Source organism: Flavobacterium aquidurense (assembly GCF_001404985.1).
Taxonomy (GTDB): Bacteria; Bacteroidota; Bacteroidia; order Flavobacteriales; family Flavobacteriaceae; genus Flavobacterium; species Flavobacterium aquidurense_B.
This window is the reverse complement of record NZ_JRLF01000006.1, coordinates 200,252-212,596: the sequence shown is the minus strand read 5'-3', so window position 1 is coordinate 212,596 and position 12,345 is coordinate 200,252. Positions and strand designations below refer to the sequence as shown.

13 protein-coding genes are annotated in these 12,345 nt (G+C 32.5%); 9 read left to right on the top strand and 4 right to left on the bottom strand.

The window, feature by feature from the left end; translation table 11 throughout:
• Window positions 1–14: 14 nt before the first annotated feature.
• From RC62_RS02580 to RC62_RS02565, 4 genes are all read right to left on the bottom strand, one after another.
• Complete coding sequence (locus tag RC62_RS02580) at window positions 15–1,214, bottom strand: alanine dehydrogenase (RefSeq protein WP_055092331.1); 1,200 nt, start codon at window positions 1,212–1,214, stop codon at window positions 15–17.
• 84 nt (window positions 1,215–1,298) lie between these two features.
• Window positions 1,299–1,766, bottom strand: coding sequence for a GNAT family N-acetyltransferase (locus RC62_RS02575; protein ID WP_055092329.1), 468 nt, complete (start codon window positions 1,764–1,766; stop codon window positions 1,299–1,301).
• A 74-nt stretch (window positions 1,767–1,840) separates the two neighbouring features.
• Window positions 1,841–2,248, bottom strand: a complete 408-nt coding sequence (gene tsaE / locus RC62_RS02570; RefSeq protein WP_055092327.1) for a tRNA (adenosine(37)-N6)-threonylcarbamoyltransferase complex ATPase subunit type 1 TsaE — start codon at window positions 2,246–2,248, stop codon at window positions 1,841–1,843.
• An 84-nt stretch (window positions 2,249–2,332) separates the two neighbouring features.
• The gene (locus RC62_RS02565; RefSeq protein WP_055092325.1) at window positions 2,333–3,886 is read right to left on the bottom strand and encodes a bifunctional response regulator/alkaline phosphatase family protein; all 1,554 of its coding nucleotides are present in this window, start codon (window positions 3,884–3,886) and stop codon (window positions 2,333–2,335) included.
• Between the two features lie 222 nt (window positions 3,887–4,108).
• Here RC62_RS02565 and RC62_RS02560 point away from each other — a divergent pair, with 222 nt between their 5' ends.
• The 9 genes from RC62_RS02560 to RC62_RS02520 all read left to right on the top strand — a co-directional run bounded on the left by RC62_RS02560 (window position 4,109) and on the right by RC62_RS02520 (window position 12,230).
• Window positions 4,109–5,338 carry an HD domain-containing protein gene (locus RC62_RS02560; protein ID WP_055092323.1) on the top strand — a complete coding sequence of 410 codons (1,230 nt, stop codon included), beginning with the start codon at window positions 4,109–4,111 and terminating at the stop codon, window positions 5,336–5,338.
• 39 nt (window positions 5,339–5,377) lie between these two features.
• Window positions 5,378–6,421: a UDP-3-O-(3-hydroxymyristoyl)glucosamine N-acyltransferase gene (gene lpxD / locus RC62_RS02555; RefSeq protein ID WP_055092321.1), complete on the top strand. Its 1,044-nt coding sequence runs from the start codon at window positions 5,378–5,380 to the stop codon at window positions 6,419–6,421.
• On the top strand, window positions 6,414–7,802 hold the full coding sequence (locus RC62_RS02550) for a bifunctional UDP-3-O-[3-hydroxymyristoyl] N-acetylglucosamine deacetylase/3-hydroxyacyl-ACP dehydratase (RefSeq protein ID WP_055092924.1): 1,389 nt from the start codon (window positions 6,414–6,416) through the stop codon (window positions 7,800–7,802). The genes lpxD and RC62_RS02550 overlap by 8 nt, the downstream gene beginning before the upstream one ends.
• Window positions 7,803–7,875: 73 nt before the next feature.
• On the top strand, window positions 7,876–8,661 hold the full coding sequence (gene lpxA, locus RC62_RS02545) for an acyl-ACP--UDP-N-acetylglucosamine O-acyltransferase (RefSeq protein ID WP_055092319.1): 786 nt from the start codon (window positions 7,876–7,878) through the stop codon (window positions 8,659–8,661).
• Between the two features lie 94 nt (window positions 8,662–8,755).
• Window positions 8,756–9,322 (top strand): elongation factor P, encoded by a 567-nt coding sequence (gene efp, locus RC62_RS02540; protein ID WP_047775112.1) that lies wholly within the window; start codon window positions 8,756–8,758, stop codon window positions 9,320–9,322.
• A gap of 92 nt (window positions 9,323–9,414) precedes the next feature.
• Window positions 9,415–10,344 (top strand): UDP-3-O-(3-hydroxymyristoyl)glucosamine N-acyltransferase, encoded by a 930-nt coding sequence (locus tag RC62_RS02535; RefSeq protein WP_055092318.1) that lies wholly within the window; start codon window positions 9,415–9,417, stop codon window positions 10,342–10,344.
• Window position 10,345: 1 nt separating this feature from the next.
• Window positions 10,346–10,708 (top strand): hypothetical protein, encoded by a 363-nt coding sequence (locus RC62_RS02530; RefSeq protein ID WP_055092317.1) that lies wholly within the window; start codon window positions 10,346–10,348, stop codon window positions 10,706–10,708.
• A gap of 84 nt (window positions 10,709–10,792) precedes the next feature.
• On the top strand, window positions 10,793–11,665 hold the full coding sequence (sucD, locus tag RC62_RS02525) for a succinate--CoA ligase subunit alpha (RefSeq protein WP_055092315.1): 873 nt from the start codon (window positions 10,793–10,795) through the stop codon (window positions 11,663–11,665).
• Window positions 11,666–11,804: 139 nt separating this feature from the next.
• On the top strand, window positions 11,805–12,230 hold the full coding sequence (locus RC62_RS02520; RefSeq protein WP_055092312.1) for a hypothetical protein: 426 nt from the start codon (window positions 11,805–11,807) through the stop codon (window positions 12,228–12,230).
• The last annotated feature ends 115 nt before the right edge of the window (window positions 12,231–12,345 follow it).

The window sequence follows — 12,345 nt, the reverse complement described above, 5'->3', positions numbered from 1 at the left end:
ACATTAAAGTTCCCTTAAAATACAAGTAAATTGATATCGTTATCTGGTAAATCAAACCATTCGCCAATTGCTTTATTGGTTAGGATTCCGTGATACAAATAAATTCCGTTTTTTAATCCTTTATTACATCGTATAGCACTTTCTAAACCACCATCTTCAGCTATTTGAAGCAGGTAGGGAGTTAGGATATTACTTATTGATAATGAGGCGGTTTTAGAATATCTTGAAGGTATATTAGGTACGCAATAATGCAAAACATTACTTTTGATAAAAGTTGGTTTTTCGTGAGTTGTTACTTCAGAGGTTTCAAAGCAACCTCCGGTATCAATGCTTACATCGACAATTACAGCGCCTTTTTTCATGTGCTCAACCATGGTTTCTGTCACTATAATAGGACAGCGTTCTTTCCCTCGCATCGCGCCAATAGCAACATCGCAACGTCTTAACGCTTTTAATAATGCTTTTTGCTGCACAGTTGAAGTAAAGATTCTCTGGTTTAAATTATTCTGTAAACGTCGTAATTTTGTAATCGAATTATCAAAAACTTTTACGTTTGCACCTAAGCCAATTGCAGTTTTTGCTGCAAATTCACCAACGGTACCTGCGCCTAAAATAACAACTTCAGTAGGAGGGACGCCGGTTATATTTCCAAATAAAAGCCCTTTTCCAAATTCATCAGTAATCATTAATTCGGCAGCAATAAGTATAGAGGCAGTTCCGGCAATTTCGCTTAATGATTTTACAGCAGGATATGATCCGTCTTCATCTTTAATATATTCAAAAGCTAATGCTGTTATCTTTTTTTGAGCTAAAGCTTCGAAATAAGTTTTCTTTTTCGTTTTGAGCTGAATGGCAGAAATAATAATAGTTTCAGGATTAATCATTTCAATTTCTGCTAATGTAGGTGGCTCGACCTTTAACAGCATTGGACAGCCAAAAACTTTTTTAGTGTCTTTTGTTACTTCTGCGCCGGCATCTGAGTACTCTTTGTCAGAATAACTCGAACTTTCTCCTGCTCCGGACTCAATCATAACACGGTGACCTTCATAAGTCAGCGAATTTACCGCATCCGGGGTTAAGCAAATACGACGCTCCTGGTAACTTGTTTCTTTAGGAATTCCTATAAAAAGTTCACTTTTGAATCGGCCAATTTCAAGTTTTTCTTCTTGTGGCAACAATTGTTGTTTCGTAAACGGAGTTAATGTGATTGACATGTGTTGTTCGAAAAATTAAGAGTACAAATTACGTAAAAAGTTTTAAAATCAATGTAAAAATTCTGCTAATACTATGTGATGAAATTACGGCATAATTTTTTCCATTTTAATGTCGGCTCTTTCATAACTTACATTCCCTAAAGGAACTTCAACAAAACCAAATTTTTCATACAAATGAATTGCGGGAAGTAATTTTCGGTTTGAATATAAAATGAGCTTCTGAATGTTATTTTCTTCGGCTACAGCCAAACAATGAATTAATAATCGATTTCCAATTCCTAAGCCTTGTGCTTTATCTGAAACGGCCATTTTACTGAGTTCAAAAATATTGTGATCGACTTTCATTAAAGAGGCAGTACCAATAATTTCATCTTTATATTTAGCATAGAAAATTAATCCTCCTTTATCAATAATTTTCTCTTGTGGATTTGAAAGTACGATTTCATCTTTTTCCTCAACTCTAAAATATTTTTCAAGCCATTCTATATTTAAGGTTTTGATGTGTTCTTTTAAATCGGGTGAAAAGGGAATTATTTCTATGGTATTTTGCATTTTGACAATATTCTTGATTTTCAATTAAAGTTGAGTCAAATTTTATATTTTAATTTCAGATTTGTCATAACTAACTAAACTAATTTTAATTCTCTGTTTCCATCAGCCAATAACTCAATTGTAATTGTAGAATGTTCTTCAGGAATTAAGCTCGCAATTTTTTCAGACCATTCGATAAAACACCAATTTCCCGAATATAAATAATCATCTACTCCCATGTCAAGAGCTTCAGTTTCTTTATTTAATCTATAAAAATCAAAATGGTAAATGATTTGATTGTTAGAAGTATAGTATTCATTAACTAAAGAAAAGGTTGGACTGCTTGTGGCTTCTTCAACTCCTAAACTTTTACAAAGTTGTTTGATTAAAGTAGTTTTACCAACACCCATTTCTCCATTGAAAAGAATAATTTTCTTTGGATTTTGAGCTAAGATTTTCCCTGCTACTTCTTTAATTTGATCTAATGAAAAAACGATATCCATTGTTAAAATTTACTTATTATATTGGTCTCGGTCGCAGTTTTAAGTCTCAGTGGGAAACTGAAAACTGCGACTGAAAACTCTTTTTTATTTCGGGTTAAATACCAAAAACGGAATAATCATTTCTTCTAATGAAATTCCTCCGTGCTGATAGGTGTTTTTGTAATAACTCACATAATGATTGTAGTTGTTTACATAGGCTAAAAAGAAATCATTTTTAGCAAAAATAAAAGAACTGCTCATGTTTATTGCCGGTAAACCAATTGTTTTAGGTTCTTTTATAACATACACGTCTTTTTGCTCGTATGTTAAACTACGACCGGTTTTGTAACGCAAATTTAAACTTGTATTTTTATCTCCAACCACTTTTGATGGGTTTTTTACATTAATTGTTCCATGATCTGTTGTCAGGATTAATTTGAAACCTAAAAGTTGTGCCTGTTGAATAATTTCTAAAAGCGGAGAATTTTTAAACCAGCTTAATGTAAGGGAACGATATGCCTTATCATCAGAGGCAAGTTCTTTTACAACATCCATTTCGGTTTTTGCATGCGACAACATATCAACGAAATTGTATACAACTGTGACTAAATCATTGCCTTTTAAAGCTTTGAAATTTTCTGCCAGTTTTTTTCCTCCGGCATAATTGGTGATTTTAAAATAATCTTCTTTAATATTTAAGCCTAATCGCTTTAATTGTGCGCTTAAAAATTCAGCTTCATAAAGATTTTTTCCGCCGTCTTCTACATCATTTTTCCAATATTGCGGAAATTGTTTTTCCATTTCTGTTGGCAGTAAACCAGAGAAAATAGCATTTCTGGCGTATTGTGTTGCAGTAGGAAGTATAGAGAAATACGGAACTTCTTTTTCTAATTTATAGTAATTAGCAACTACAGTTTCAAAAGATTTCCATTGGTCGTAACGCAAATTATCAATAACGACAAATAAAATTGGTTTATCTTTCTTTTTGATTTCCGGAACTACTAATTCCTTAAATAAATTATGTGACTGAATTGGTTTATCTGCTTTTGGAGCAAACCAGTCTTCGTAATTTCTTTCAATATATTTTCCAAATTGCGAATTAGCTTCAACTTTCTGAGATTCAAGAATTTCAATCATTCCCTGATCGTTGATATTTTCTAATTCTAGTTCCCAGAAAATTAATTTTTTATATAATTCTACCCAATCTTCATAAGAATTGACCATCGCCATTTCCATAGAGATTTTTCTGAATTCTTTTTGATAATCTAAAGTCGTTTTTTCTGAAATCAGTCTGGAATGATCCAGATTTTTCTTTAAACTCAATAAGATTTGATTCGGATTTACCGGTTTTATTAAATAGTCAGCGATTTTAGAACCAATGGCTTCTTCCATTATATATTCTTCTTCGCTTTTTGTAATCATGATCATCGGGATAGCAGATTTTTTTTCTTTCATTTCTGAAAGTGTTTCCAAACCGCTCATTCCAGGCATATTTTCATCTAAAAAAACAATATCAAAATTATCTTCGTCAAACAATGCAATAGCATCCAAACCGTTATTACAGGTTGTTACAGCATAGTTTTTTTTCTCCAGAAATAATATATGTGGTTTTAAAAGGTCAATCTCATCATCGACCCAAAGTATTTTTATCTTATCCATAAACGTATTTAATTTTTAATGCAATTTAGAAGTATAGAACTTAAAAAGTATTAAAAATAGTATAAATTTCAGAATTATAAAAAGCGTTTTTTTTCTAAAATCTATTTTTTAATTAGACATGAGGTTGAAAATCACGACAATTTAATGTTGTTTTTTAAATGAAAAACACAAAGTGGTTTATACTTATTTACTTATATTTGTTGACCTAAAAAGAATCAAATAGTGACTCAGATCAATAAGTTAAAAATATTCAATGATCCCATCTACGGGTTTATTTCCATTCCGAACGAACTTATTTACGACCTAATTCAGCATCCGTATTTTCAGCGTTTACGCCGTATTTCGCAAATGGGATTATCGTATTTGGTTTATCCAGGTGCTAATCATACGCGTTTTCACCACGCATTAGGTTGTATGCATTTAATGCAAAAAGCAATAGAGACGCTTCGTTTTAAGGGTGTTGCGATTTCTAATGATGAAGAATGTGCGTTGCTGATTGCTATTTTATTACATGATATTGGGCATGGACCATTTTCGCACGCAATGGAAAAAAGTATTGTAGAAGATGTGAATCACGAGGCGATTTCGTTATTATTCATGAATCAGTTAAATGATGAATTTGACGGTAAACTAAGTCTTGCTATTCAAGTCTTTAAAGGAGATTATCATCGAAAATTCATGTTGCAATTGATTTCAAGTCAGTTAGATATGGATCGAATGGATTATCTAAAACGTGATAGTTTTTACACTGGTGTTGCTGAAGGAAATGTCAATTCTGAGCGTTTGATCCAGATGATGAATGTGGTTGATGGTGTTCTTGTTATTGAGGAAAAAGGAATTTATTCTGTTGAGAAATTTTTGCTTTCGAGAAGATTAATGTACTGGCAGGCATATTTGCATAAAACAAGTTTAGTTGCTGAACTTATTTTGATGAATGTTTTAAAAAGAGCGAAAGAATTAACATTAAAAGGAATTAATTTGCCTTGTAGTGAACCACTTTTGTATTTTATGCAAAATAAGGTCTCTTTAGAAGATTTTGATGCTGAGAAACTGGATTTATTTTCTCAATTAGATGATTTTGATATTATTAGTGCTTTAAAAGCCTGGCAAAAGCAAAGTGATTTTATACTTTCTACTTTGAGTAAAATGTTAATTAACAGAGATTTACTGAAAATTAAATTGAGCGCAGAGAAAATTCCGGCAGAAGAATCGCAATCATTAAAAGAACAATTTGCTAACGCTCATCATATCACGCAGTTAGAGGCTGGTTATTTTATTTTTAGGGGAAAAATAAAAAATCAGGCTTATAGTAAAGAGGCTGAACCAATAAGAATATTAAAAAAAGATAAAACAATTGAAGATGTTGTAGAAGCTTCTGATCAGCTGAATTTGAAATCGTTATCTAAATTGGTGACAAAATATTACATCTGTTTTCCAAAACAACTTATCTAAAATTAACATTTAAAATCTATTTTTTATATTTTTGTCGCAATGAAATTTACAGCAGAACAAATAGCAGGAATTTTAGAAGGAGAAGTTGTTGGGAATCCCAATGCAGAAGTTTCTCGGCTATCTAAGATTGAAGAAGGCGAGGAAGGGTCGCTTACTTTTTTGGCTAATCCCAAATATATCAATTACATATATACTACAAAAGCGTCAGTAACTATTGTTAATGACAGCTTTATACCGGAACAGGAAATTACTACAACTTTAATAAAAGTAGAAGATGCTTACGCGTCTTTTTCTAAACTTTTACAATTTTACAATCAGGTAAAATTGAATAAAAACGGAATAGAAGCTCATTCTTTTATGTCTGAAGGAACTAAATATGGAGACAATTTATACTTAGGAAGCTTTAGTTATGTTGGTCAAAATGTTGTTTTAGGAAATAATGTAAAAATTTATCCAAACAGTTTTATTGGTGATAATGTTGTTATTGGCGATAATGTGTATATTTTTGCAGGCGCCAAAATTTATTCTGAAACTATAATTGGTAACAATTGTACGATTCATTCAGGAACTATTATTGGTGCAGATGGTTTTGGCTTTGTACCGGATGAAGAAGGTGTTTATAGTAAGGTTCCTCAAATAGGGAACGTTATTATTGAAGATAATGTAGATATTGGTGCAAATACAACAATAGATCGAGCAACTCTGGGTTCTACAATTATTAGACAAGGAGTTAAATTAGACAATCAGATTCAGATTGCTCATAATGTAGAAATAGGGAGAAATACTGTGATTGCAGCGCAATCTGGTGTTGCCGGATCTACTAAGATAGGCGAAAACTGTATGATTGGCGGGCAAGTTGGTATCGCAGGTCACTTAACAATAGGTAATAATGTAAGATTGCAGGCTCAGTCAGGAGTTGCAAGAAACATCAAGGATGGTGAGATTTTGCAGGGAACGCCGTCACTTGGATATACTGATTTTAATAAATCGTATGTTCATTTTAAGAACTTGCCTAAAATCGTAACCGAAATTGAAGAATTAAAAAAACAAATAATAAACCCAAAAAATGGAAATAATGGTTAAACAGAAGACCATCAAAAATGAAATTTCACTAACAGGCGTTGGATTACACACTGGAAAAGAAGTTACAATGACTTTTAAACCAGCTCCAATTAATAATGGTTTCACTTTTGTAAGAGTAGATTTGCAAGGTCAGCCCGTGATCGAAGCAGATGCTAATTATGTTGTTAATACGCAAAGAGGTACTAATTTAGAAAAATTAGGTGTAAAAATTCAAACTCCTGAACACGTTTTAGCGGCATTGGTTGGTTGCGATTTGGATAACGTTATTATAGAATTGAATGCTTCTGAACTTCCTATTATGGATGGTTCTTCAAAATATTTTGTTGAAGCGATTGAAAAAGCCGGTATCGAAGAACAAGATGCTAAACGTAATGTATATGTGGTAAAAGAAGTTATTTCATTTACTGATGAAACTACCGGAAGCGAGATCTTAGTGATGCCAAGCGATGATTATCAGGTAACTGCAATGGTAGATTTTGGTACTAAAGTTTTAGGTACTCAAAATGCAACCATGAAAAGCATAGCCGATTTTAAAGATGAAATTGCTAATTCTAGAACTTTTAGTTTCTTGCATGAATTAGAATCTCTTTTAGAAAACGGACTTATAAAAGGTGGAGATTTAAATAATGCTATTGTATACGTAGATAAAGAAATATCTGAATCTACAATGGAAAATTTAAAGAAAGCATTTGGTAAAGATAAAATTTCAGTTAAGCCAAATGGAGTTTTAGATAACCTGACATTGCATTATCCAAACGAAGCTGCAAGACACAAATTACTTGATGTTGTTGGAGATTTATCTTTGATTGGTGTTAGAATTCAGGGAAAAATTATCGCTAATAAACCTGGGCACTATGTAAATACACAGTTTGCCAAAAAATTAGCAAAAATTATTAAAATTGAACAAAGAAATCATGTTCCGGTTTACGATTTAAATCTGGAGCCATTGATGGATATTCATAAAATTATGGCAGTTTTGCCACACAGACCTCCATTTTTATTAATCGACAGAATTATAGAAATGTCTGACAGTCATGTTGTGGGTATGAAAAATGTAACGATGAATGAAAATTTCTTTGTAGGGCATTTTCCCGAAGCTCCAGTAATGCCAGGTGTTTTAATTGTTGAAGCAATGGCACAAACAGGAGGGATCCTGGTACTAAGTACTGTTCCGGATCCTGAAAATTATTTAACGTATTTCATGAAAATTGATAATGTTAAATTCAAGCATAAAGTATTGCCTGGTGATACCTTAATTTTTAAATGCGAATTGATTTCTCCTATCAGAAGAGGGATCTGTCACATGCAGGCAAATGCATACGCAAATGGAAAATTGGTAACAGAGGCAGAATTAATGGCTCAAATTGCAAGAAAACAATAATAATTAATCAATTTTATTGTTTACGTTTGTTGCCCAAATTAGACTATTTTAATATAAAATATAAAACTCACAGATGAATCAACCATTAGCATATGTTCATCCAGGCGCTAAAATCGCTAAAAATGTTGTAATTGAGCCTTTTACAACAATTCACAATAATGTTATTATTGGTGATGGTACTTGGATTGGTTCAAATGTAACCATCATGGAAGGTGCCCGAATTGGTAAAAATTGTAATATTTTTCCTGGGGCAGTTATTTCTGCGGTACCACAGGATTTAAAATTTGGTGGCGAAGATTCTTTAGCTATTATAGGAGATAATTGTACGATAAGAGAATGTGTAACTATTAATAGAGGTACAGTTGCTTCAGGACAAACAACTTTAGGTAATAACTGTTTAGTTATGGCTTATGCTCATATTGCACACGATTGCGAGATTGGTAATAATGCTATTATTGTAAATGGTGTTGCTTTGGCAGGTCACGTAGTAGTTGGTAATCACGCTGTTATTGGCGGATTAGCAGCTATTCATCAATTTATTCATATTGGAGACCATGCTATGATTTCAGGTGGATCTTTGGTAAGAAAAGATGTTCCGCCATATACAAAAGCAGCAAAAGAGCCACTATCATATGTAGGAATCAATTCCGTTGGATTAAGAAGAAGAGGATTTAGTACTGAAAAAATTAGAGAAATTCAGGAAATTTACAGAATTTTATACCAAAAGAATTACAATACAACACAAGCTTTAAGTATTATTGAAGCTGAAATGGAAGCTACTCCTGAGAGAGATGAAATTTTAGATTTTATCAGAAATTCATCAAGAGGAATTATGAAAGGTTATTCAGGAAACTATTAAATAAAAGTTTAATTGTTTATTTGTTTATTCGTTACTTCGAAAACAGATAAACGATTTAACGATTAAACAAAATATTAAATAAAACAAGAACAAAATGGCATCTACATCAGATATTAGAAACGGATTGTGTATTAAATTCAATCACGATATTTATAAAATAGTTGAATTTCTTCACGTAAAACCTGGAAAAGGTCCTGCTTTCGTAAGAACAAAATTAAGAAGTTTAACTACAGGAAGAGTATTAGACAATACATTTTCTGCAGGACATAAAATAGATGATGTGCGTGTAGAAACGCATAACTACCAATTTTTATATGCTGAAGGAGATGAGTTTCATTTTATGAACACTGAATCTTTTGAGCAAATTTCTTTGAATAAAAATATTCTGGATGCTCCGGGATTATTAAAAGAAGGAACAAGTGTAATGGTTCAGGTAAATACAGAGACTGATTTGCCTTTATCAGTAGATATGCCTTCTTCTGTAATTCTTGAAGTTACTTATGCTGAGCCGGGAGTAAAAGGAAATACAGCTACAAATGCTACTAAATCTGCTACGGTAGAAACCGGAGCAAATGTAAATGTTCCTTTGTTCATCAACGAAGGTGATAAAATTAAGATTGATACAGCTTCAGGTTCTTATATGGAGCGTGTAAAGGAGTAGTTTTTCTAAGTTTTCAGTTTTCAGTCACAGTTTTTCAGTTTGATGATTGAAAACTGAGACTGAAAACTGAGACTAAAAACGAAATAAAAAATATGAAATTTCCAAAGATTCATTCTTTACAAGAAATTGCAAATTTGCTTCAATGCGAATTTATAGGTGACCCAGACTTTCCGGTTTCAGGCATGAACGAGATACATGTTGTTGAATCTGGAGATATTGTTTTTGTTGATCATCCTAAATACTACGATAAAGCATTACAATCTGCAGCTACTATTGTTTTAATTAACAAAAAAGTAGATTGCCCGGATGGTAAAGCACTTTTAATTTCTGATGATCCTTTTAGAGATTTTAATACCTTAACTAAACATTTCAGACCTTTTCAGGCTACCACTGTTTCTATAGCGCTTTCTGCAACTATTGGAGAAGGAACCGTTATTCAACCCAATTGTTTTGTTGGAAACAACGTAATAATAGGTAAAAACTGTTTGATACATCCCAATGTTACTATTTACGATAATACCGTAATTGGTGATAATGTTATGATTCATGCAGGAACTATTTTGGGAGCTGATGCTTTTTATTATAAAAAACGTCCAGATGGCTTTGATCAGCTAATTTCAGGAGGAAGAGTTGTCATAGAAAATAATGTTGGTATTGGTGCGCTTTGTACGATAGATAAAGGTGTTACGGGCGATACTACAATTGGCGAAGGAACAAAACTGGATAATCAGGTACATGTTGGACATGATACTGTAATAGGTAAAAAATGTTTAATTGCATCACAAACCGGTATTGCAGGATGCGTAATTATTGAAGATGAAGTGACAATTTGGGGACAAGTTGGTACTACAAGTGGTATTACAATAGGAGCTAAGGCTGTTATTATGGGACAAACCGGAGTTACTAAATCGGTTGAAGGCGGAAAATCATATTTTGGCACCCCAATCGAAGAATCAAGAGAAAAGTTAAAACAATTAGCCAATATCAAAAAGATTCCTGAAATTTTAAATAAATTGAAATAATATGTCTATTAAAGAATTTGTTCAAAAATTTTATAAGTCAGACGCCTTGATTGATAGTGAAGTTATGAAAATCTATTTGCATCCTGATGTAAAATTAGATTGGAACAGCACCAAAGGATTAATTGAGATGGATTATAATTCGATGTTAGAGATGGCGAATGAACTTAGTCGTGCTTATGTGCGGTCAAAAGTAAGAATAAGCCATATTTTAGCTGAAGATGACTTAGTTTCGATACGATATTCTCATTTTGTGAAAACGATTGAGAATCCAAGAGAAGAGATGTTATTAGCCCATTTTGCTACAATTTGGCAAATAAAAGATGATAAATTATATCGCGGGTATCAAATGAGTCAATTTTCTTAATTTTTTTGAAGACAAAAAGGTTAAAATACGTTACAAAACCTTACTTTTGCATCACAATTTTAAAAACTACATAAAATATATATCATGAGTGTTTTAGTTAATAAAGATTCCAAAATAATTGTTCAAGGATTTACAGGAAGCGAAGGAACTTTCCACGCTTCTCAAATGATTGAGTACGGTACTAATGTTGTTGGTGGTGTTACTCCGGGAAAAGGAGGAACTAGCCATTTAGATCGTCCGGTTTTTAATACAGTAAAAGATGCTGTTGATCAAGCTGGAGCTGATACATCTATCATTTTCGTACCACCAGCTTTTGCTGCTGATGCAATTATGGAAGCTGCTGATGCTGGAATTAAAGTAATTATTGCTATTACAGAAGGAATTCCTGTAGCAGATATGATTAAAGCAAATAATTATGTTAAAGAAAGAAATTCTAGATTAATCGGACCAAACTGTCCGGGAGTAATTACTCCGGGTGAAGCTAAAGTTGGTATTATGCCAGGTTTCGTTTTCAAAAAAGGAACAGTTGGTATCGTTTCTAAATCAGGAACTTTAACTTACGAAGCTGCTGACCAGGTTGTAAAGCAAGGTTTAGGAATTACTACAGCTATTGGTATTGGTGGAGATCCAATTATTGGAACTACAACTAAAGAAGCTGTTGAATTGTTAATGAACGATCCGGAAACTGAACTTATCATTATGATTGGTGAAATTGGTGGTCAATTAGAAGCTGATGCTGCTAAATGGGTTAGAGCTGATGGTAACCGTAAACCAGTTGTTGGTTTTATCGCTGGAGAAACTGCTCCTGCTGGTAGAACAATGGGTCACGCAGGTGCTATTGTTGGTGGTTCTGATGATACTGCTGCTGCTAAAAAACAAATTATGAGAGACAACGGAATTCACGTTGTTGATTCACCAGCTGAAATTGGTAAAAAAGTAAAAGAAATACTTGGATAGTCTCCAATATTTGAAATAATAAATTCCAAAAAAGTCTCAATATTTTGTTGAGACTTTTTTACATTAAAAAAATGTATGGAATATAATCAAAAACTTAGCTACTTAGATTCTTACGAACTTAGAGCTTAAAACAAAAAATATGTACAAAGAATTAGAAAAGTTTAAAGTAAGCAATAGCTTTACTTTTACCATTGAAGATAGTTTAGAACAAGCTTGTAATGCATCTGAAGGTGCAGGTGTTTTTGTAGTTTATGCTGTTGAAGGAGATGCAAAAGAATTAATCATGGTAGGTTCTACAGGAACGGTTCAAAACGATGGAACTTTAAAAAGTAAAAATGGTGGTTTATATGATAAAATCGTAAACGGACACCAATTTGCAAAAACAGGAAGAAAATATTCATGGCCTGCGCAAATGAAATTAGAAACTATTACTGCTCTTGAAGTAGTTTGGTACGAAACTTTTAATACAGATGTAAAAGCAATTCCAACAGCTGTTGAAGGACAAGTTTTGCAAAATTTCTTAGATGAAAATGCAAAATTACCAAGATGGAATGTAGCTTTCTAATAAGCTGTTTTTAAATAAATATAAAAAAGCACTTCAGTTTGGAGTGTTTTTTTTGTTTAATCAATTTTAAAACACTTCGCTTACCATAAATATGCAATTGTAGTTTTTTTAAAAA

What these genes read in the sequence shown, in the direction of transcription:
- RC62_RS02565 (WP_055092325.1), bottom strand. Translation starts at nt 3,886, where the DNA reads ATGGATAAGATAAAAATACTTTGGGTCGATGATGAGATTGACCTTTTA.
- RC62_RS02575 (WP_055092329.1), bottom strand. Translation starts at nt 1,766, where the DNA reads ATGCAAAATACCATAGAAATAATTCCCTTTTCACCCGATTTAAAAGAA.
- lpxA (WP_055092319.1), top strand. Translation starts at nt 7,876, where the DNA reads ATGAATCAACCATTAGCATATGTTCATCCAGGCGCTAAAATCGCTAAA.
- RC62_RS02580 (WP_055092331.1), bottom strand. Translation starts at nt 1,214, where the DNA reads ATGTCAATCACATTAACTCCGTTTACGAAACAACAATTGTTGCCACAA.
- RC62_RS02550 (WP_055092924.1), top strand. Translation starts at nt 6,414, where the DNA reads ATGGTTAAACAGAAGACCATCAAAAATGAAATTTCACTAACAGGCGTT.
- tsaE (WP_055092327.1), bottom strand. Translation starts at nt 2,248, where the DNA reads ATGGATATCGTTTTTTCATTAGATCAAATTAAAGAAGTAGCAGGGAAA.
- lpxD (WP_055092321.1), top strand. Translation starts at nt 5,378, where the DNA reads ATGAAATTTACAGCAGAACAAATAGCAGGAATTTTAGAAGGAGAAGTT.
- RC62_RS02535 (WP_055092318.1), top strand. Translation starts at nt 9,415, where the DNA reads ATGAAATTTCCAAAGATTCATTCTTTACAAGAAATTGCAAATTTGCTT.
- RC62_RS02530 (WP_055092317.1), top strand. Translation starts at nt 10,346, where the DNA reads ATGTCTATTAAAGAATTTGTTCAAAAATTTTATAAGTCAGACGCCTTG.
- sucD (WP_055092315.1), top strand. Translation starts at nt 10,793, where the DNA reads ATGAGTGTTTTAGTTAATAAAGATTCCAAAATAATTGTTCAAGGATTT.
- efp (WP_047775112.1), top strand. Translation starts at nt 8,756, where the DNA reads ATGGCATCTACATCAGATATTAGAAACGGATTGTGTATTAAATTCAAT.
- RC62_RS02520 (WP_055092312.1), top strand. Translation starts at nt 11,805, where the DNA reads ATGTACAAAGAATTAGAAAAGTTTAAAGTAAGCAATAGCTTTACTTTT.